15 protein-coding genes and 1 tRNA gene are annotated in these 21,006 nt (G+C 55.8%); 9 read left to right on the top strand and 7 right to left on the bottom strand.

Annotation, left to right across the window (positions count from 1 at the left end; genetic code table 11):
* The first annotated feature begins 2 nt into the window (after positions 1-2).
* Positions 3-1,229, top strand: a complete 1,227-nt coding sequence (locus ABRZ26_RS22330) for an MFS transporter (RefSeq protein ID WP_319606298.1) — start codon at positions 3-5, stop codon at positions 1,227-1,229.
* Between the two features lie 22 nt (positions 1,230-1,251).
* Here ABRZ26_RS22330 and ABRZ26_RS22325 read toward each other — a convergent pair whose 3' ends face one another.
* Positions 1,252-3,486 carry a YgiQ family radical SAM protein gene (locus tag ABRZ26_RS22325; RefSeq protein ID WP_319606297.1) on the bottom strand — a complete coding sequence of 745 codons (2,235 nt, stop codon included), beginning with the start codon at positions 3,484-3,486 and terminating at the stop codon, positions 1,252-1,254.
* Positions 3,487-3,698: 212 nt separating this feature from the next.
* Complete coding sequence (locus ABRZ26_RS22320; protein WP_319606296.1) at positions 3,699-4,379, bottom strand: bactofilin family protein; 681 nt, start codon at positions 4,377-4,379, stop codon at positions 3,699-3,701.
* 397 nt (positions 4,380-4,776) lie between these two features.
* Between ABRZ26_RS22320 and cscK the strand changes: the two genes are divergently transcribed.
* The 5 genes from cscK to ABRZ26_RS22295 all read left to right on the top strand — a co-directional run bounded on the left by cscK (position 4,777) and on the right by ABRZ26_RS22295 (position 11,348).
* Entirely contained in the window at positions 4,777-5,712 is a 936-nt protein-coding gene (gene cscK, locus ABRZ26_RS22315) for a fructokinase (protein WP_319606295.1), read from the top strand.
* 189 nt (positions 5,713-5,901) lie between these two features.
* Positions 5,902-7,434, top strand: a complete 1,533-nt coding sequence (locus tag ABRZ26_RS22310; protein ID WP_319606294.1) for a carbohydrate porin — start codon at positions 5,902-5,904, stop codon at positions 7,432-7,434.
* 81 nt (positions 7,435-7,515) lie between these two features.
* Positions 7,516-8,886 carry a sucrose-specific PTS transporter subunit IIBC gene (locus ABRZ26_RS22305; protein WP_319606293.1) on the top strand — a complete coding sequence of 457 codons (1,371 nt, stop codon included), beginning with the start codon at positions 7,516-7,518 and terminating at the stop codon, positions 8,884-8,886.
* Positions 8,886-10,295: a glycoside hydrolase family 32 protein gene (locus ABRZ26_RS22300; protein ID WP_319606292.1), complete on the top strand. Its 1,410-nt coding sequence runs from the start codon at positions 8,886-8,888 to the stop codon at positions 10,293-10,295. Before ABRZ26_RS22305 ends, ABRZ26_RS22300 begins: the two co-directional genes overlap by 1 nt.
* A 33-nt stretch (positions 10,296-10,328) precedes the next feature.
* Positions 10,329-11,348, top strand: coding sequence for a substrate-binding domain-containing protein (locus tag ABRZ26_RS22295; protein WP_319606291.1), 1,020 nt, complete (start codon positions 10,329-10,331; stop codon positions 11,346-11,348).
* Between the two features lie 147 nt (positions 11,349-11,495).
* Here the strand turns inward: ABRZ26_RS22295 and exbD are convergent, their stop codons facing one another.
* From exbD to pepA, 5 genes are all read right to left on the bottom strand, one after another.
* Entirely contained in the window at positions 11,496-11,918 is a 423-nt protein-coding gene (exbD, locus tag ABRZ26_RS22290; protein WP_319606290.1) for a TonB system transport protein ExbD, read from the bottom strand.
* A 3-nt stretch (positions 11,919-11,921) separates the two neighbouring features.
* Complete coding sequence (gene exbB / locus ABRZ26_RS22285) at positions 11,922-12,953, bottom strand: tol-pal system-associated acyl-CoA thioesterase (protein ID WP_319606289.1); 1,032 nt, start codon at positions 12,951-12,953, stop codon at positions 11,922-11,924.
* 372 nt (positions 12,954-13,325) lie between these two features.
* On the bottom strand, positions 13,326-16,181 hold the full coding sequence (locus ABRZ26_RS22280; RefSeq protein WP_319606288.1) for a valine--tRNA ligase: 2,856 nt from the start codon (positions 16,179-16,181) through the stop codon (positions 13,326-13,328).
* Positions 16,182-16,193: 12 nt separating this feature from the next.
* Positions 16,194-16,643 carry a DNA polymerase III subunit chi gene (locus tag ABRZ26_RS22275; RefSeq protein WP_319606287.1) on the bottom strand — a complete coding sequence of 150 codons (450 nt, stop codon included), beginning with the start codon at positions 16,641-16,643 and terminating at the stop codon, positions 16,194-16,196.
* A gap of 87 nt (positions 16,644-16,730) precedes the next feature.
* Positions 16,731-18,242 carry a leucyl aminopeptidase gene (gene pepA, locus ABRZ26_RS22270; RefSeq protein ID WP_319606286.1) on the bottom strand — a complete coding sequence of 504 codons (1,512 nt, stop codon included), beginning with the start codon at positions 18,240-18,242 and terminating at the stop codon, positions 16,731-16,733.
* Between the two features lie 282 nt (positions 18,243-18,524).
* On the opposite strand from pepA, the gene lptF reads away from it, so the two are divergent.
* From lptF to ABRZ26_RS22255, 3 genes are all read left to right on the top strand, one after another.
* On the top strand, positions 18,525-19,625 hold the full coding sequence (gene lptF / locus ABRZ26_RS22265; RefSeq protein WP_319606285.1) for an LPS export ABC transporter permease LptF: 1,101 nt from the start codon (positions 18,525-18,527) through the stop codon (positions 19,623-19,625).
* On the top strand, positions 19,625-20,695 hold the full coding sequence (gene lptG / locus ABRZ26_RS22260) for an LPS export ABC transporter permease LptG (RefSeq protein ID WP_319606284.1): 1,071 nt from the start codon (positions 19,625-19,627) through the stop codon (positions 20,693-20,695). Before lptF ends, lptG begins: the two co-directional genes overlap by 1 nt.
* A gap of 206 nt (positions 20,696-20,901) precedes the next feature.
* Positions 20,902-20,986, top strand: a tRNA-Leu gene (locus tag ABRZ26_RS22255).
* Positions 20,987-21,006: the final 20 nt, after the last annotated feature.

Genomic DNA, 21,006 nt, shown 5'->3' with positions numbered 1-21,006 from the left:
TCATGACCACAGAAAATCGTATTGCCGTATCAATCTTACCCGCTCCCGCGCCGCCGGCCATGCCACGCCTGAAGGTGCTCTTGCTGGCGGCCGCCTGCGGGCTCAGCGTGGCGAACGTCTATTATGCGCAACCGTTGTTAGACGCGCTGTCGGCGGATTTTAACATCGGCGCCGCGGCGATCGGCGGCGTCATCACCGCCACCCAGGTCGGCTGCGCGCTGGCGTTATTGCTGCTGGTGCCGTTGGGCGATCTCGTCAACCGACGTCATTTAATGCTAGCCCAGCTTGGCGCGCTGACGGCGGCGCTGCTCGCGGTCGGGCTGACGACCTCGCCGGTTTATTTACTGGCCGGCATGCTGGCCGTCGGGATGCTGGGTACCGCAATGACGCAAGGGCTGATCGCTTATGCCGCGAGCGCGGCGGCGCCACAGGAGCGTGGATGCGTCGTCGGCGCGGCGCAGGGCGGCGTGGTGATCGGCCTGCTGCTGGCGCGCGTGATGTCAGGCATGATTAGCGATTTAACGGGCTGGCGCGGCGTTTATCTCTTTTCCGCCCTGCTGATGTTATTGCTGGCCGTCGCGCTGTGGCGCGCGCTGCCGCATCAGTCCCCGCCCGCACGGCGCTTATCCTATCCGGCGATGCTGCTCTCTATGCTGGCGCTGCTGCGCGAGGAGCGCGCGTTGCAAATACGCGGCGGCATCGCTCTGTTGATGTTCGCCGCCCTGAACATATTCTGGAGCGCGCTGGTGTTGCCGCTGAGCGCCGCGCCATATTCTCTTTCCCACACCGCGATCGGCGCCTTTGGTTTAGCGGGCGTACTCGGCGCGCTGGCCGCCGTCAAGGCGGGCGACTGGGCGGATAAAGGGCGAGGACAATGGGTCAGCGGATGCGCCCTGTTATTGTTGCTGGCGGCGTGGCTGCCGCTGGGGCTGACGCTCTCTTCGCTGTATGCGTTGATCATCGGTATTATCGCGCTGGATCTCGCGGTTCAGGCGATTCATGTGGCTAACCAAAACATGATTTTCAATACCCGCCCGGATGCCCATAGCCGACTGGTGGGGTGTTATATGCTGTTTTACAGCGTCGGCAGCGGGCTGGGCGCGATGGCGACCACTCTGGTCTATGACTCTGCCGGCTGGACGGGCGTCTGCATGCTCGGCGCCGCCGTCAGCCTGTCGGCGTTGATTTTCTGGGGCATCACCCTGCGTATGATGCCCGCGCCGGCATGACCGACGCCGGGCGGCTGCGATCTTAACGCGTTTTTCTACCCTGTTTGACCGGCTTGTTTTTTGACCTGCCATCTCTGCCGGTTGCGGTATTTTTACCGCCCGGCGCCGCTTGTTTGCCGGCGGGTTTGTCGGCTACGGCCGGCGCGGTAAAACGGGTCAACGCCGGTCGAGCGGGCGCGCGGCCTTTTGCGCCGGAGCCGGCGCGCGCAGCGGCGCGTTCTCCCGGCGCCTGGGCGGGGATCAGACAATCGGGCCGGTTTCCAATCAGGCGTTTCAGCCCCATCGCGGTCAGCGCGTCGCGCAGCAACGGCCAGTTCGCCGGATCGTGATAACGCAGCAGCGCTTTATGCAGACGGCGTTGGCGTTCGCCCCGCGGCACCACCACGTCCTCGCTTTTGTAATCCACCTTGCCGAGCGGATTCTTACCGCTGTAATACATGGTAGTCGCATTTGCCAATGGCGAAGGGTAAAAGTTTTGCACCTGATCCAATCGGAAACGATTCTTTTTCAGCCACAGCGCCAGATTGACCATATCTTTATCCTCGGTTCCGGGATGCGCGGAAATAAAATAGGGGATCAAATACTGTTGTTTTCCCGCCTGCTCTGAATAATGGTCAAAAAGCGCCTTGAAACGATGATAGCTGCCCATTCCCGGCTTCATCATTTTCGACAGCGGCCCGTCCTCGGTATGCTCAGGGGCGATCTTCAGATATCCGCCGACATGATGCTCGGCCAGCTCCTTGATATAGCGCGGATCGGCCACCGCCAGATCGTAACGGACGCCGGAAGCGATGAGAATTTTCTTGATCCCTTTCAGACTGCGGGTGCGCCGATAAAGCTTGATGGTCGGCTCATGGTTGGTATCCATATGCGGACAGATTGCCGGATAAACGCAGGAAGCCCGCCGGCAGCTCTGCTCGGCGCGCGGCGACTGGCAGCGCAGCATATACATATTCGCCGTCGGGCCGCCCAGATCGGAGATCACGCCGGTAAACCCCGGCACGTTATCGCGGATCTCCTCGATCTCTTTGACAATCGATTCCTCCGAACGGCTCTGAATGATCCGGCCTTCGTGCTCAGTGATCGAACAGAAGGAACAACCGCCATAACACCCGCGCATGATATTGATCGAAAAGCGAATCATGTCATAGGCCGGAATGATCGCCTTACCGTAGGAAGGATGCGGGACACGCTGAAACGGCAGTGCAAACACCGCATCCATTTCTTCGGTAGAGAGCGGGATCGCCGGCGGATTAATCCAAACATAGCGGTCGCCGTGCTTTTGCATCAACGCCCTGGCGCAGCCGGGATTGGTTTCATGATGTAATATCCGCGACGCATGGGCGTACATCACCTTATCGCCTTTCACTTTTTCAAACGACGGCAACAGCACGTAGGTTTTTTCCCACGGTTTAGGCTTGGGCGCGCGCACGGTTATCGGCTGAGCCGCATCCGGCGCGGGCGTCTCCCCGTCGGAACAAGGCAGATCCTCGCCGTAGGGATTGATAATCGGCTCAATGCGGCCGGGTTTATCAAGCCGGGTTGAATCAACGCCCGTCCAGCCGCTGAGCGCGGTTTTGCGCATCACCGCGGTATTGCGCACGTCTTGAATATCGCCAATCGCCTCGCCCGCCGCCAGCCGGTGCGTAATCTCAACCATCGGGCGTTCGCCGTTGCCGTAGACCAGCATGTCCGCCTTGGCGTCCACCAATACCGAGCGCCGCACGGTATCGGACCAGTAATCATAGTGCGCGATACGCCGCAGGCTGGCTTCGATACCGCCGAGGATCACCGGAACATCGTTATAGGCTTCCTTGCAGCGCTGGCTATACGCCAGCGTCGCCCGATCCGGCCTTTTCCCCGCGACATTGCCGGGCGTATAGGCATCGTCGTGGCGTAATTTTCGATCCGCTGTGTAGCGGTTGATCATCGAGTCCATGTTGCCGGCCGTCACGCCAAAATAGAGATTAGGCTTGCCAAGACGCATAAAATCGTCTTTCGACGTCCAGTCGGGCTGAGAGATGATGCCGACGCGAAACCCTTGCGCTTCCAGCATCCGCCCGACAATCGCCATGCCGAAACTCGGATGATCCACGTACGCATCGCCGGTGACGATAACCACATCGCAACTATCCCAGCCCAGTTGCGCCATCTCCGCTTTCGACATAGGGAAAAACGGCGCCGTGCCGTAACACTCGGCCCAATAGCGTGGGTAGGAGAATAGCGTGCGTTCGGGCTGAATCAGGCTGATTGGCATAAAAATTCTTCGTCGTCAGAAAAGAGGATGATTAATAACCCGCCCCAATGATTGCGTATTTATTCACCACCGGACAGGGGCCGTGAATTATACGTGGACAAAAGTAAAGCTGCCGACCAGAGTGCCTCCGGCATGCGTCGGATCAAACTTTTCAGCCGGAAATCTCGCTTAATCGCGACTTTTCCCCATGACGACAGGTTGTCGTCGCCCCATCACCCCGCCTCGACGCCGTCACGCAATTCCCCATAGCCAGAATAACCGCCGCCCTGCGCGTAAACGCTTCGCTCCTGATTCTGCTGCGATGGGTTCGCCTGACCATTGAAGACGCCGCCTCTCTCAATGGATAACTCGTCTGAAAAAATATCCCCGACCACTTTCCCCTGCGCCAATACCGACACCGAGCAAGCCTCAAGCCGTCCGTCGACATAGCCATCGATAATGATCTTTCGCGCCTTTATTTCACCAATCACTTTCCCCGAATTCTCTACTTTAATGGTATTTTCACAGAATAAATCGCCAATAACGTGGCCTTCAACGGTTATATTACCCGCGGCTTTCACCTCGCCGGCGATTTGCGCGCCCTGGGAAATAACCGTGTCCTTATCGCCGTTAGGGGGACTCACCGGGCGAAGCGATTCAGTGAAATACTTTATCTCGCCCGCCTCTTGCGAGGCGGTCACTGCATTTTTATTTTCATCAAATGAAGACATTAACCGATTCCTTTTCGTTTTATAAAACCAGACCATCAGCGCAGGCAGGGCAAGTCCCAGAACGACGGCCAACGCTTTCCCATAAAACAGGGCGGGTAAATCCATATGGATATCGACCAGCCAGCCCGCCACCAGTAAACCCCATACCGCCCACACGCCCCATAACAGATTGTAATTACGCACAATTATTACGCCTATCCGGCCGCTGGCGCGCCGTAACATTTTTCATAGGTTGTAAAGAGGGCATGACGATTAGCGCAATGGGTTGAAATTCGGCAACGCAATGAACATTGCGTCGAATCCGGCAAGATCCGTAGTGAATCATATCCTTTCTCCTTTTCGCCATGCATCCTGATAGCTGGCTCTCCGCCAGATCATTTCCCGTAAGACATCGGATAAAACCTGTTTTTGTTCACTTGGCAAGCAATTCGGCAAATATCCGTGTTTTTAAGGGCAAAACTATGATGCAGGTATCACTTTTTGTGCCTGCCGCTTAACATATTTCGTTAATAAGTTGCGTAGCTAAACCGATTCTTCTATTTTAGCAAGCGTTTCTAATATCCCTGACAAGAGTAATTTTATGGCACACAAAATTTGGGTGATGGGTGACGCCGTCGTCGATCTCATTCCGGAAGATGCGGAGCGTTATCTCAAATGTCCGGGCGGCGCGCCTGCCAATGTGGCGGTAGGTATTGCCCGCCTGGATGGCCGTAGCGCCTTTATCGGCCGGGTCGGCGACGATGTCTTCGGTCATTTTCTGCGCGACGTGTTAAACCGGGAACAGGTTGATACGCACCACATGGTTGGGGATAGCGCCCACCGGACCTCCACCGTGGTGGTCAGTCTTGACCAGTATGGCGAGCGTTCGTTTACCTTTATGGTTCGCCCAAGTGCCGATCTGTTTATACAACCGGGCGATCTGCCTGAGTTTAAGCAAGGCGAATGGCTGCACCTCTGTTCCATCGCCTTATCCCAGGAGCCGTCGCGCGGCACCGCCTTTGAAGCCATGCGGCGCATCAAAGCCGCAAACGGGTGGATCAGCTTCGATCCCAATATCCGCGCGGATCTTTGGTCCAGCGAACAGACGTTGAAAACTTGCCTCGATCAGGCGTTGGCGTTGGCGGACGTCGTTAAGCTATCGAGCGAAGAGCTGGCGTTTCTCAGTACCACCGCCGATGTGGAACAAGGCATTGAAGAGCTGATGCAACGCTATCCGATTAAATTGTTGCTGGTCACCATGGGCAGCGAAGGCGTTTGGCTGCGCGATCGCCAGCAACGACAGCACTTCCCTGCCCCTTATGTCGCGCCGGTGGATACCACTGGAGCAGGCGATGCCTTTGTTGCCGGTCTGCTGCAAGGACTTGCCGAGTATGACGACTTATCTCAGCCAGTTTCATGGGATAGTGTGATCGAACAAGCACAATTGTGCGGCGCGCTGGCGACCACGGCGAAAGGCGCCATGACGGCCCTGCCATTTGCCCGACAACTCCAGTCCACCTTGCAGGCCAAGCCTTAATTTCAGGCTCAGATCCGCTTACAAAAGTTGTTTTGCAGCCAGGATCACAGTTACAGAAACAGGTTGGTAAAGTTCCTTGCCAACCTGATCTCCCCCCCTTATTTTCTCTTCGGAAAACCGGTTTAGCATTTTAGCAAAAACGGATTTTTAGCCGACAAAAGCTCCCCTAAAAATAAGAAGAGAAAAAAAATGAAACCAAACCGACTCGCCATAGTAATTGGATTACTACTCTCATCTCCGCTCTATGCTTCCGCTGCCAGTTCCGGCAGCATCGAAGCCCGTCTAAATGCGCTGGAACAAAGGCTGCAACAGGCCGAACAGCGTGCGCAGATAGCCGAAGCCAGAGCGGATGCCGCTGAAAAACACACGCAACAGTTGGAGGCCCGCACCGCGCAAACCGAACAGAAAGCGCAACAGGTTGAACAACGCACAACCGAACTGGCCAGCCAGAAATCGTTCGCCGACGGTTTCGAATTTCATGGCTATGCCCGCTCCGGTCTATTGGCAAATGACTCATCAGTCAGCTCAAATGCGGATATTGGGCCAGGGATGTCGCCGGCAGGCAGCACTGGCGGTCACATCGGCCGTCTGGGCAACGAAGACGACACTTACCTTGAATTAAAACTGGAGCACAAACAAAAACTGGATAACGGCGCGACGACGCGTTTCAAAGTCATGATGGCTGACGGCCAGCGCAGTTATAACGACTGGACCGCGGCCAGCAGCGACCTCAACGTGCGCGAAGCCTTCGTCGAGTTAGGCTCCCTGCCGACCTTTACGGGGATCTGGAAAGACACCACGTTATGGGCCGGTAAACGTTTCGACCGCGACAACTTCGACATCCACTGGCTGGATAGCGACGTGGTCTTCCTGGCCGGCACCGGCGGCGGTATCTACGACGTGAAATGGGCGGATAGCTTCAAAAGCAACTTCTCTGTTTATGGTCGTAGTCTGGGAGCCATTACTTCGCTGGATAACGACATCAAAAACTACGTCTTCACCGCCAATAACTACGTCGGCCCGTTCCAGTTTATGCTCAGCGGGTTGACGGCGAATAATAACGACGCGAAAACCAATACCGGAAATAACAGCGCCAATACGGTCACCAATACCAACGCCGGCGACCGAGGTTATCATGCGATGGCGGCCTGGCATGGCGACAGCTTCTATGGGCTGAGCGAAGGTAGCTCGAAAGTAGCCATCCTATACGGTCACGGTTTGGGCGCGGAGGTGAAGAATGTCGGTTCCGACGGTAATCTGACCGATGACGCCAGCACCTGGCGCCTGGCTACCTACGGCACCACGCCGCTGAGCAGCAACTGGAGCTTCGCTCCGGCCATTCTGGCTCAGAGCAGCAAGGATCGCTACGTTAATGGAGACAGCTATGAATGGATCACCTTTAACGCCCGTCTGATTCAGGAAATCACCGAAAACTTCGCGCTGGCCTATGAAGGCAGCTACCAATATATGGATCTCGATCCGCGCGGCTACAACGCGCTTAACAAGGTCAGCGGCGGTTTCTACAAGCTGACGTTCGCCCCTACCTTCAAAGCCGGCGATATCGCCAACTTCTTCAGCCGTCCCGAGTTACGTCTGTTCGCCAGCTACGTGAACTGGGATAAGCGGCTGGATAACTACTCCAGCGAAGACACCTTCGGCTCGACCGGTTTCACCGCCGGCGGAGAATGGAATTTCGGCGTCCAGATGGAAACCTGGTTCTAAGTCAGCGTAACACAGCAACGAGCGCCGGTTAGCGGGGTTTGCGCTAACCGGCGACGAGGACACCTATAAAAGAGGAATAAAATGGACATTAACGCCACAGCGACAGCACTGATCCCCCTGTTGGGCGGAAAAGAAAATATCGCCAGTGCCGCCCACTGCGCCACCCGTCTGCGGCTGGTGCTGAATGACGATAGCCTGGCCGATAAAAAAGCGATTGAAAAGGTTGATGGAGTCAAAGGCTGTTTTCACAATGCGGGACAAATCCAGATAATTTTCGGCACCGGACTGGTCAATAAAGTTTATGCCGAATTTATCAAAGCGGCCAACATCAGCGAATCCAGCAAATCTGAAGCCGCCACGGCGGCCGCACAGAAGCTAAACCCGCTGCAACGTCTGGCCCGTCTGCTGTCAAACATCTTTGTCCCCATTATCCCGGCGATCGTGGCATCCGGTCTGCTGATGGGGCTGCTCGGGTTGATTAAAACCTATGGCTGGGCCGATGCCGGCAGCGCCATCTTCATCATGCTGGACATGTTCAGCTCCGCCGCCTTTATCATTCTGCCCATTCTTATCGGCTTCACCGCCGCACGGGAATTTGGCGGCAACCCCTACCTTGGCGCGACGCTGGGCGGCATTCTCACCCACCCCGCGCTCACCAACGCCTGGGGCGTCGCCGGCGGCTTCCAGACCATGAGCCTGTTCGGTCTGGATATCGCCATGGTGGGCTATCAGGGAACGGTATTCCCGGTACTGCTGGCCGTCTGGTTTATGAGTCTGGTGGAAAAGCGCCTGCGCAAGGTGGTGCCGGAGGCGTTAGACATTATTATTACGCCGTTCCTGACCGTGGTCATTTCCGGCTTTATCGCCTTGCTTATCATCGGTCCGGCGGGGCGTATGCTGGGCGACGGCATCTCTTTTGTGTTAAACACCTTGATTACCCATGCCGGCTGGCTGGCTGGACTGCTGTTCGGCGGTCTCTATTCGGCGATCGTCATCACCGGCGTCCACCACAGCTTCCATGCCATTGAGGCCGGGCTGCTGGGCAACCCCGCTATCGGCGTTAACTTCCTGCTGCCTATCTGGGCGATGGCTAACGTCGCGCAGGGCGGAGCCTGTCTGGCCGTTTATTTCAAAACGCGCGATGCAAAAATCAAAGCCATTGCCGTCCCTGCCGGATTTTCCTGTCTGCTGGGGATAACCGAAGCGGCGATATTTGGTATTAATCTGCGTTTCATCAAACCGTTCCTGGCAGCCCTTGCGGGCGGCGCGCTCGGCGGCGCGTGGGTGGTATTCAACCATGTCAGCATGACGGCGGTAGGATTGACCGGCTTTCCCGGACTGGCAATCGTAAAAGCAGGCTCTATGCTTAGCTACCTGATTGGCATGCTCATCGCCTTCGGCGCGGCGTTTATCATTTCATTCCTGCTGAAATATAAAACGGATAGCGAATAATGAAAGAAGTCCACTTGTTAAAGCGCATGGCGCACGCCCTGATGTCTAATCAGGCCCGGCTCGGCGACGATCCTCACCGTCCGTATTGGCATCTGTCGCCCAGCGTGGGGTTGCTCAACGATCCGAACGGATTTATTCATCATGATGGGCGCTACCATCTGTTTTATCAGTGGAATCCTTTAGCCTGTGCCCACGGAGCAAAATTCTGGGGGCACTGGAGCTCGACCAATCTGGTGCATTGGCGGCATGAACCTGTCGCCCTGGTACCCAGTGAAAGCTACGAAACGCATGGCTGTTACTCCGGCTCCGCCGTCGTGGATAACGGTGCGATCACCCTGATTTATACCGGTAATGTCAAATACGGCGACGGTTCGCGCACGGCATTCCAATGTCTGGCCAGAGAGAACGCCGACGGCGAGTATGACAAACTGGGGCCCGTGCTGGATCTGCCGGAAGGCTATACCGGTCATGTGCGCGACCCGAAAGTGTGGAAACATGACGCGCACTGGTACATGGTGCTGGGCGCGCAGGATAAGCAGCGACAGGGTAAGGTGTTGCTATTTCGCTCAAGCGATCTGCGCCGCTGGGATAAAATCGCCGAAATTGCCGGCTCCCGACTCGGCGGGTTGGGTGATTTTGGTTACATGTGGGAATGTCCCGACCTGTTCCGGTTGAATGAACAGGACGTTTTAATCTGCTGCCCGCAGGGTATCGCCGCGCAAGACGAGCGTTATCTGAACACCTTTCAGGCGGGTTATTTTATCGGCGAGCTGGATTACCAAAGCGGTCATTATCCGCACCGTGAATTCCATGAACTGGATCTTGGCTTCGAATTTTACGCCCCGCAAACCACGGCAAGTGAGGATGGGCGACGTTTGATGTTCGGCTGGATGTCCATCCCTGATGAGAACGAGTTTTTTGACCCCACTATCGAGCAGGGCTGGATCCACACCATGACCTGCCCGCGCGAGCTGACGCTGCGCGATGGCAAGCTCTATCAGCATCCTGTTCGCGAATTGCAACAGTTGCGTACGCAGCACTTCACATGGCAAGGCGTCGCCAGCTATGCGCCGCCGCTCCCGATAAACAGCGCCGAAGTCATCATTGATTCTCAAGGTGAATTTCAGCTTGATATCGCCTCGCGGCTGGTTGTTTGCTGGGACGGCGAACGCCTGACCCTGAGCCGGCGCAATCTGAGAACCGGCGAGCCGGAACACCGCTATTGGCGCGGAGAACTACGCCAATTGCAGATCTTGTTCGACCGTACCAGCGTCGAGATTTTCATCAATGACGGCGTCGCAACGATGTCCGCCAATTGTTTCCCTGACGGAGACGCAACGCTTTCTTTCAGCGGCTCGGGACGATTAACATTGCAGCACTGGCTGTTAGCGCCATGCGTGATAGAATGACATCCCTTTTTCCGACGATAGAAAGTTCAAGCGGTGAAACAGACTAAACGCGTAACAATCAGTGATATTGCCGCGCTTTCGGGCGTATCAAAATCGACGGCCAGCGTGGTGCTCAATGGTCGGAGTAAAGAGTTCCGCGTTTCTGATGCAACCCGCGATCGTATTCTGGCCATCGCTCACGAGCAGCGTTATCAGCCCAGTATCCATGCCCGTTCACTGCGATCGTCCCGTAGCAATACGCTGGGCCTGGTGGTGCCGGAAATGACCAACTATGGTTTCGCCATTATCTCGCGCGACCTGGAAATGCTGTGCCGCGAAGCGGGATTGCAGCTCCTTATCGCCTGTACGGATGAAAATCCCAGTCAGGAGATGATGGCGGTCAACAGTCTGGTACAGCGTCAGGTCGACGGGATCATTGTGGCATCCAGCATGCTCAGCGATATCGAATACCAGAAAATCAATCAGCAATTGCCGGTTGTGCAATTTGACCGGGTAATCGGCGAATCTCAATTACCTCTGGTGATGACCGAGTCGATCGAATCGACGGCCGAACTCGTCGAGCGCGTCGCTCGCCGGCACGGTGATGAGTTCTATTTCATTGGCGGCCAATCGCGCATTTCCCCGACCCGCGACCGTCTGGCCGGCTTCCAGTTGGGATTACAACGCGCAGGGATTGAGTGCCGTCCTGAATGGATTATTCATGGTAATTATCACCCCAGTTCAGGCTATGAAATGTTCGCCCAGCTCTGTGCCGAACTGGGGCGACCGCCGAAAGCGCTATTTACCGCGGCCTGCGGCCTGCTGGAAGGGGTTTTGCGCTATCTGAGCCAGCATAACCTGATGGAGAGCGATATCCATCTGTGCAGCTTTGACGATCACTACCTGTTTGATTGTTTGCCGTTGAAGATTGACACTATCGCTCAGGATAGCGAACGTCTGGCGGGAAATAGCTTTGACATGATTACGACGTTGATCGAAGAACGTCCATTGAAACAGGATAAGCGCTATCTTCCGCCAGCGCATATCTACTGGCGGCATCCTGAATCACGCTAGTGGCGGAACTTGCCCTGCCAATGGCGCTAATCCGTGGAGACAGGCGTCATCATCAATCGACTGCAATCTACGCGTAAAAGGTTTGCGACCCGGTCGACTGGTTACCAGACGACCGGATATGACTGCGAAAACACGATGATGTCAGGGTTATCTGGCCGCCGACTCAGCGCCAACCAGCCCCACTTTGAGATATCCGGCTTTGCGTAACGCGTCCATTACCCTCATCATGGTTTCATAATCCACGCTCTTATCCGCCTGGAAGAAAATGGTGGTGTCTTTATTACCGCTCGTGGTGACATCCAGCGCCTGAGCCAGCGACTGTTCGCTCACTACATCATCGCCGACATATAGCTGTTTATCGGCTTTCACCGTCAGGTAAACCGGCTTCTCAGGGCGCGGCTGAGGCGCGGCGGATGAAGCCGGCAAATCCACGCGAATATCCACCGTAGCCAGGGGCGCGGCAACCATAAAAATAATCAACAGAACCAGCATGACGTCAATAAACGGCGTCACGTTGATATCGTGCATTTCGCCGTTTTCGCTCACATCGTCGTTCAAATGTATCGCCATAACTTATCCCACCCGCAATTTCTGCGCCGATGAAGATGCCCGGTTATCATTGCTGGCCGCCACGTCCAGGTCGCGGCTCAGCAGCAGCAGCACCTGTGCGGCGACATCGCCCACCAGCGCTTTATAGCCGGTAATCCAGCGAGCGAAGATGTTATAAATCACTACCGCCGGGATCGCGGCCACCAGGCCGATTGCCGTCGCCAGCAGCGCTTCGGCAATACCTGGCGCGACGACGGCCAGATTAGTGGTCTGCGTTTGCGCGATACCGATAAAGCTGTTCATGATGCCCCACACGGTACCAAACAGCCCGATGAATGGCGCCACCGCGCCGACCGTCGCCAGATAACCATTACCGCGTCCCATATGACGACCGGTAGCGGCAACTCGACGTTCCAGACGGAAAGCCGTACGCTCTTTAATCCCGTTGTTGTCATCGGAGCGCGCGGACAGTTCCAGCTCATTCTGCGCATCCGCCAGCAGTTGTCGCGCCACGCCCCCGGACTTGAACGCCTCAGCCGCATCCACGGCATCATCCAGGGTTTTAGCTTGTTCCAGCAGTTGGTATTCCCGACGCGCGCGACGTTTGGCGCCCATCAGTTCCACGCTTTTACTAAAGAAAATCGCCCAGGTAATGACAGAGGCCAGCAACAGGCCGATCATCACCGTCTTCACCACCAGGTCGGCATGCTGATACATGCCCCAGACGGACAGGTCAGTTCTCATCAGGTTACTGGCGCCCGGCGCCGCATTGGGCGGTAATGAAAGCGGCGACGCCTCCGGCGCGACGGGGAGCGGCGCGGCGATAGAAGAATCAACAGCGGGAGAATCAGGCGTAGCCGGTGCGGCGACCGCTTCACTGGTGCTGTCACCGGATAAAGGCGCGCTGACCGGTGGAGCCGCCAGCGTATTTCCACTGAGTCCCGCAGTCAAAAGCAGGGTAACCAGCACGCTACGAGAAATTACGCTAAATGCGCCACGTTTTTTTTGCCAGGCTGATGATACCTGTTGGGTAATATTACTGACAGCCGTATTCACGCTGTGCCTCCACCGTTAATCCATCACAATGACACAATAAATCAGCCTGAAATAATATCAAACCCTGAGTGAATTGATAGTTGTTCTCATTATTATTTATGCTTATTGAAAATATTATTCTTACCTTACAGCCCGTTCGGCCCGGACATTGATATGACTGGCAGCGTATAACCGAGAATAAATAAGAAATCGCGGAGGGATCCGGCAAGCCGTTTAGCGGCCTTAAATCGTGTTTTCATGCGGCCGTGAGGTTACTGCAAATGAGGAATACGAAGGGAGAATGAATGGCAAAACGCCAGAAACTGATCGGCGCTCAACGCCCGATGTGATATCGGACGTTGAGCGCCTGCGGTGAAGAAAATCCGGCAGCCGTTACAGCGCGGCGATAGTCGCCTGCTGTTCCAACAGTTTCGCTTTTGCTACCGCGTAGCCATCCAGTTTGGCCCGCTCTTTGTCCACGACGGCTTGCGGCGCGCGCGCCACAAAACCTTCATTGGCCAGTTTGCTTTCGATGCGGCCAATTTCCGCTTCAATTTTGGCGACTTCTTTGGCCAGACGATCCAGCTCGGCGGCTTTGTCTATCAGGCCGGCCATCGGGATCGACAGCTCAGCGCCATCCACCAGTTTGGTGACGGATACCGGGCCTTTATCGCCCGCCGGCAACAGCGTGATGCTATCCAGACGAGCCAGCGTTTGAATAAAGCCGCGGTTTTCTTCCACCCGACGTACAGCCTCAGGATTGGCGTCACGCAACAGCAGTTCCAGCGGTTTACCCGGCGCGATATTCATTTCCGCACGAATATTACGCACGGCAATAATCGCCTGCTTGATCCATTCCAGATCGTTCAGCGCCTGCGTATCTTCCTGCGCGGCGTCGAACTCAGGGAAAGGCTGCAACATGATCGTATCGGCGCTAATGCCTTTCAGCGCTTTCACCCGTTGCCAGATGGTTTCAGTAATAAACGGAATGATCGGATGCGCCAGACGCAGCAGCGCTTCCAGCACGTCCACCAGCGTCTGCCGGGTGCCGCGCAGTTCCGCTTCGCTGCCGCCATTCATCACCGGCTTCGCCAGCTCCAGATACCAGTCGCAGAACTGATTCCAGGTGAATTCATACAAAATATTGGCGGCGATATCGAAACGATAGCTATCCAAAGCCTCGCGGTACGCTTTCACCGTGCGGTTGAATTCCGCCCGGATCCAGCGATCGGCCAGCGACAGCACTTTATCGCCGCCCTGTTGTCCGCAGTCCTGCCCCTCGGTATTCATCAGCACAAAACGGCTGGCGTTCCACAGTTTGTTGCAGAAATTGCGGTAACCCTCCAGACGTTTCATATCCCAGTTGATATCACGTCCGGTAGACGCCAGCGCCGCCAGCGTAAAACGCAGCGCATCCGTGCCATGCGGTTCAATCCCATTCGGGAACTGTTTCTCGGTACGCTTACGGATTTTTTCCGCCAACTGCGGCTGCATCATATTGCCGGTGCGTTTTTCCAGCAGCGCTTCCAGCGAAATACCGTCCACCATATCCAGCGGGTCAATCACGTTCCCTTTGGATTTGGACATTTTCTGTCCTTCTTCATCGCGGATCAGCCCCGTCATATAAACCGTATGGAACGGAACCTGCGGCTTGCCGTTTTCATCTTTGATGAAGTGCATGGTCAGCATGATCATGCGGGCAATCCAGAAGAAGATGATGTCGAAGCCGCTGACCATCACGCTGCTGGGATGGAACGCCTTCAGTTCCGGCGTCTGTTCCGGCCACCCCAGCGTGGAGAACGTCCACAACCCGGAGGAGAACCAGGTATCCAGCACATCGTCGTCCTGATTCAACACCACATCGTCAGACAGATTATTTTCGCGGCGCACTTCCGCTTCATCGCGACCGACGTAGACCTTGCCCTGCGCGTCGTACCAGGCCGGAATGCGGTGTCCCCACCACAGCTGACGCGAGATACACCAGTCCTGGATATCACGCATCCAGCTGAAGTACATATTTTCGTACTGTTTCGGGACGAACTGGATTTCCCCCTGCTCCACCGCTTCAATCGCCACTTTCGCCAGCGGCGCGGTACGCACATACCACTGATCGGTCAGCATCGGTTCAATCACTACGCCGCCTCGGTCACCGTACGGCACGGTCAAATCATGCGCCTTGATCTCTTCCAGCAGCCCCATGTCATCAAAAGCCGCGACTATCGCTTTACGGGCGGCGAAACGCTCAAGACCGCGGAATTGCTCGGGGATGTCGCCGCTGTAGGCGGTGCTGGCTTCGCCGTTGGGATCGAAGACTTCGGCTTCCTGACGGATATCGCCGTCAAACGTGAGGATGTTGATCATCGGCAATTGGTGACGCTTGCCGACTTCGTAGTCGTTGAAGTCATGCGCCGGCGTAATTTTCACGCAGCCGGTGCCTTTGGTCATATCGGCGTGTTCGTCGCCGACGATCTGGATGCGGCGGTTAACCAGCGGCAATAGAACCTCTTTGCCGATCAGGTCTTTATAGCGCGGATCTTCCGGGTTTACCGCCACGCCGGTATCGCCCAGCACGGTTTCGGGACGCGTGGTGGCGACCACCAGGTAATCTTTACCGTCAGCCGTTTTCACGCCGTCGGCCAGCGGATAACGCAGGTGCCACATGGAGCCTTTGGATTCGCGGTTTTCCACTTCCAGGTCGGAAATGGCGGTACGCAGTTTCGGATCCCAATTCACCAGACGTTTGCCGCGATAAATCAGATCTTCGTTATACAGGCGAACGAATACTTCTTTCACCGCCTCGGACAGCCCATCGTCCATGGTAAAGCGCTCTCGCTCCCAGTCCACGGAGTTGCCCAGACGACGCATCTGACGGGTAATGGTGCCGCCGGATTCGGCTTTCCACTGCCAGATTTTCTCGATGAAGCCTTCCCGGCCATAATCATGCCGAGTCTTGCCTTCTTCCGCCGCGATTTTACGCTCCACCACCATCTGGGTGGCGATACCGGCGTGGTCGGTACCTGCCTGCCACAGCGTGTTTTTCCCCTGCATACGCTGATAGCGGATCATCGTATCCATAATGGTTTGCTGGAAAGCATGGCCCATATGCAAGCTGCCGGTGACGTTGGGCGGCGGGATCATGATACTGAAGCTTTCTTTGCTCACATCGCCGTTCGGCTTGAAGTAGCCTTGCTCTTCCCAGTGCTCGTAAAGAGGCTGCTCGATATCTTGCGGGTTATATTTCGTTTCCATTATGCTCAAAATTCAGTGAGTTGGCGGCTTAGCCGTAGTCAATTGAAAGCCGACGCTGCGATAGGCTTTATAGCGGTCGCGCGCCAACTGTTTCAGGGATTCTTCGTAAGGGACAAAGTCTATCACTTCATGGAAAGCGGTGGCAAAATCTGCGAAATACGGCAGCAGGCTGATAAGCAGCTCGCGCGGGGCGTTTCCCCGTCGCTCGGGCCATGCCAGTTCAACCGGCGCGCCCTGACGCGGCCCCTCGCCGGCCAGATTATGCGGTACGAACGAATGCGGATCGCGCCGCCACAGCGCCTCATCCAGTCGTATCGCCTGCCGTTCATCCTCGCAGGCGATTAAAACCCGCTTTCCCGCGCGCCAACGTTCCGCCGCCAGATCGCATGCCAGCGCCTCATGGGCGCTGAGATCATCGCTTTTGCTGTCGTGTTCGAGAAGATAGAACGTCGCGTTTTTCATTGTTTACACTATTGATAAGGGCCGGAATTCCCGGCCCGGTATAACTGGTTTATTCAGGCGCGCTTTACTGTACCCGACAGATTACCATCATTCTACGTCATTTAGCCCGGCGCGATTAAGCAGGAACTGTGACAGCAGCGCAACCGGACGCCCCGTCGCGCCTTTGGCTTTTCCTGAACGCCACGCCGTACCGGCGATATCCAGATGCGCCCAGCTATACTTGCGCGTAAAGCGGGACAGGAAGCAACCCGCGGTAATCGCGCCGCCGGGACGACCGCCGATGTTCGCCATATCGGCGAAATTGGACTCCAGTTGTTCCTGGAACTCATCCGTTAACGGCAGGCGCCACGCCCGGTCGCCGGACTGCTCGGATGCGCCCAGCAACTCATGCGCCAGCGGATTATGATTCGACATCATGCCAGTAATATGATGGCCGAGCGCGATCACGCAGGCACCGGTCAAGGTAGCGATATCGATCACTACATCGGGATCGTAGCGTTCCACGTAGGTAAGGGCGTCACACAGCACCAGACGACCTTCAGCATCGGTATTCAACACCTCGACCGTCTGACCCGACATGGTGGTCAGCACGTCGCCCGGACGATACGAACGTCCGTCGACCATGTTTTCGCAACCGGCCAGCACGCCAACGATATTCAGCGGCAGCGCCAGTTCGGCGGCCATGCGCATCACGCCGTAAACCGTCGCCGCGCCGCACATGTCGTATTTCATTTCATCCATGCTGTCGGCCGGCTTGATGGACACGCCGCCGGAGTCAAACGTCAGGCCTTTGCCGACCAGCACGATCGGGCGGGTTTCCGCTGAAGGATCGCCTTTATATTCAATGACCGACATCAGGGATTCATTCTGCGAACCCTGACCGACCGCCAGATAGGCATTCATGCCCAGTTCCTTCATCTGCTGCTCGCCAATCACGCGCGTAATGATGTTCTGGCTGTATGTATCGGCCAGTTGGCGCGCCTGCGAGGCCAGATAGGCGGCATTACAGATGTTGGGCGGCATATTGCCGAGATCTTTCGCCGCCTTGATACCGGCGGCAATTGCCAGACCGTGCTGAATAGCGCGTTCTCCGCTGGTCAGTTCACGCCGCGTCGGCACATTAAATACCATTTTACGCAACGGACGACGTAACTCGACTTTGTTGCTTTTCAACTGATCAAAGGTGTAGAGCGACTCTTTCGCCGTTTCGACCGCCTGACGCACCTTCCAGTAAGTGTTGCGGCCCTTAACGTGCAGTTCGGTCAGAAAACAGACCGCTTCCATGGATCCCGTTTCATTCAACGAGTTGATGGTTTTCTGAATGACCTGCTTGTACTGGCGTTCGTCCAGCTCCCGTTCTTTTCCGCAGCCAATCAGTAAAATGCGTTCCGAAAGGATGTTGGGGACGTGATGCAGCAGCAGTGACTGCCCCACTTTGCCTTCCAGTTCACCCCGGCGAAGCAAAGCGCTGATATAACCATCGCTGATTTTATCAAGCTGTTCGGCAATCGGGGACAAGCGGCGCGGTTCAAACACGCCGACGACAATGCACGCACTGCGTTGTTTTTCCGGGCTACCGCTTTTTACGCTGAACTCCATGTACTCTCCTGAATCTTAAAGACAAAGGCGGGATCAACGGCTAGAATGTGACACTCCGTAATACTTTCCCGCCGTTGCGTTAACATAACCTGTGTTAATCTTAACGACGTAACGAACCTGCTTTGATGAGTATAAGCAGATTCTGATAAAACAGCCCAAACACAGTATGTTGTAATACAGTTTTAGCTACGAAGGTTGCCACAAATGAGTATAAATGGCGAGTTAGCGAAGAAACTATCGGCTTTCCTGCAAAAAGACAAGTTTTCACAGGCGTAATTAAGCGTGATCATCACTCGATATCTGGTACGGGAAACATTTAAAAGCCAACTGGCCATCCTTTTCATTCTGCTGCTGATTTTCTTTTGTCAGAAATTAGTGCGGATACTGGGGGCCGCCGTTGACGGCGATATCCCGACCAATTTGGTTATTTCCTTACTGGGATTAGGCGTGCCTGAAATGGCGCAGCTTATTTTGCCATTAAGTTTGTTTCTCGGGCTACTCATGACATTCGGCCGTTTGTACGCGGAAAGCGAGATCACCGTGATGCATGCCTGCGGCCTCGGCAAAAGCGTACTGCTTAAGGCGGCGCTGCTGCTTGGGTTGCTGACGGCCGCCGTCGCCGCCGTCAATTCGTTATGGCTTGGCCCCTGGTCATCCCGTCATCAGGAAGTGGTGATGGCGGAAGCCAGAGCCAACCCCGGCATGGCGACGCTGGTGGAGGGTCAGTTCCAGTCCGCTCAGGGCGGCAATGCCGTGTTGTTTGTCGGCAACGTTCAGGGCAAGGAGTTCGAACACGTCTTTCTGGCCCAGCTACGGCCCAGAGGCAACGCGCGTCCATCCGTCGTCGTCGCCGATCGCGGACACGTCACCCAGAACGACGACGGAAACCAGGTCGTTACGCTGGATAACGGCGCGCGCTATGAAGGCACCGCGCTGCTGCGTGATTTTCGCATCACTGACTTTACCAACTATCAGGCGGTAATCGGCCATCAGTCCGTCACGCTCGATAGCAGCGCTGTGGAACAGATGGACATGCCGACGCTCTGGCGTTCGGATAGTCATGACGCCCGCGCCGAATTCCACTGGCGTCTGACGCTCATCGTCTCCGTGTTGCTCATGGCGGTGATGGTGGTGCCGCTGAGCGTCGTCAATCCGCGTCAGGGCCGGGTGCTGAGCATGCTCCCCGCCATGCTGCTCTATCTGGTTTTCTTCCTGCTGCAAAGCTCGCTGCGCTCCAATGCCAGCAAAGGGAAAATAGACCCGATGATATGGATATGGATGACAAATCTGGTGTATTTCGGCATAGCCGTGCTGCTGAATATCTGGGATACCGTACCCATGCGTAAAATACGTTCCCGTTTGACACTGAGGGGGGCGGCCTGATGTTTGGCGTACTGGACCGCTATATCGGTAAAACGATTTTTACCACCATTATGGCGACGCTGTTCATGCTGGTATCCCTTTCCGGCATCATCAAGTTTGTCGATCAGTTGCGCAAAGTCGGACAGGGCAACTATTCGGCATTCGGCGCCGGGCTGTATACGCTGCTCAGCGTGCCGAAAGACATTGAAACCTTTTTCCCGATGGCGGCGCTGCTAGGCGCGCTGTTGGGACTGGGTACGCTGGCGACCCGTAGCGAGCTGGTCGTCATGCAGGCGGCGGGATTTACCCGCTTGCAAATCGCGTCGGCCGTGATGAAGACCGCTATCCCGCTGGTGCTGCTCACCATGGCGATTGGCGAATGGGTATCGCCGAGAGGGGAACAGATGGCGCGCAACTACCGCTCGCAGATGATCTCCGGCGGCTCAATGATCTCGACGCAGAACGGTCTGTGGGCCAAAGACGGCAATGACTTCATCTTCATTGAGCGGGTGGTGAACGATAAAGAGCTCTCCGGGGTTAACATCTATCACTTCGACAATCAAAACAAACTGCTGTCGGTTCGCTATGCCGCATCCGCCTTGTTTGAGGATAACGCATGGAAACTTTCCCAGGTTGACGAGTCCGACCTGCGCGATGGCAAACAGATTGGCGGCAGCCAGACGCTGAGCGGTGAATGGAAAACCAACCTGACGCCCGATAAACTCGGCGTGGCGGCGCTGGAACCGAGCGCCCTTTCCATCAGCGGACTCTACAGCTACGCCAACTACCTCAAGCAGAGCGGACAAGAATCGAGCCGCTACGTATTGAATATGTGGAGCAAGGTATTTGCTCCGCTCTCCGTCGCGGTCATGATGCTGATGGCGTTATCCTTTATCTTTGGACCGCTGCGCAGCGTTCCAGCCGGACTGCGCATCGTCATCGGCATCAGCTTCGGTTTTCTGTTCTACCTGTTAAACGAAATCTTCCGCCCGTTGAGTCTGGTATACGGCATACCGCCGATATTAGGCGCTATCTTGCCAAGCGCCGTGTTCTTGATAATCAGCGTGGCGCTGCTGTTGAAACGCCGTTAAACGCAACTGCATGGTAAAAACAAAAACGCTGAGCGGGAAATCGCTCAGCGTTTTTTATGACCTAAACGCGCGTCCCCTACCCTAAAAGTGCGATAACGCCTTGCCAAAGATGATTTTTTCAGCACTTAACCCAACACGGGACGGATTAGAGTTGCGCCCGAGTCGGCAAAAGGTATAATGCACCCGTTTTCCGCATACCTCTTCGTGCCGAAGTGGCGAAATCGGTAGACGCAGTTGATTCAAAATCAACCGTAGAAATACGTGCCGGTTCGAGTCCGGCCTTCGGCACCAACAGTATGTAAATAGACCTC

The sequence above is a fragment of the Brenneria sp. L4-2C genome (assembly GCF_040240335.1).
Classification (GTDB): Bacteria; Pseudomonadota; Gammaproteobacteria; order Enterobacterales; family Enterobacteriaceae; genus Brenneria.
Note: the sequence above shows the minus strand (reverse complement) of the source record. Positions and strands in the feature narration are given on the sequence as shown.

Coding starts and splice junctions, on each gene's coding strand:
- ABRZ26_RS22305 (WP_319606293.1), top strand. CDS start 7,516: ATGGACATTAACGCCACAGCGACAGCACTGATCCCCCTGTTGGGCGGA.
- ABRZ26_RS22300 (WP_319606292.1), top strand. CDS start 8,886: ATGAAAGAAGTCCACTTGTTAAAGCGCATGGCGCACGCCCTGATGTCT.
- exbD (WP_319606290.1), bottom strand. CDS start 11,918: ATGGCGATACATTTGAACGACGATGTGAGCGAAAACGGCGAAATGCAC.
- cscK (WP_319606295.1), top strand. CDS start 4,777: ATGGCACACAAAATTTGGGTGATGGGTGACGCCGTCGTCGATCTCATT.
- lptG (WP_319606284.1), top strand. CDS start 19,625: ATGTTTGGCGTACTGGACCGCTATATCGGTAAAACGATTTTTACCACC.
- ABRZ26_RS22330 (WP_319606298.1), top strand. CDS start 3: ATGACCACAGAAAATCGTATTGCCGTATCAATCTTACCCGCTCCCGCG.
- ABRZ26_RS22325 (WP_319606297.1), bottom strand. CDS start 3,486: ATGCCAATCAGCCTGATTCAGCCCGAACGCACGCTATTCTCCTACCCA.
- ABRZ26_RS22275 (WP_319606287.1), bottom strand. CDS start 16,643: ATGAAAAACGCGACGTTCTATCTTCTCGAACACGACAGCAAAAGCGAT.
- ABRZ26_RS22310 (WP_319606294.1), top strand. CDS start 5,902: ATGAAACCAAACCGACTCGCCATAGTAATTGGATTACTACTCTCATCT.
- pepA (WP_319606286.1), bottom strand. CDS start 18,242: ATGGAGTTCAGCGTAAAAAGCGGTAGCCCGGAAAAACAACGCAGTGCG.
- ABRZ26_RS22280 (WP_319606288.1), bottom strand. CDS start 16,181: ATGGAAACGAAATATAACCCGCAAGATATCGAGCAGCCTCTTTACGAG.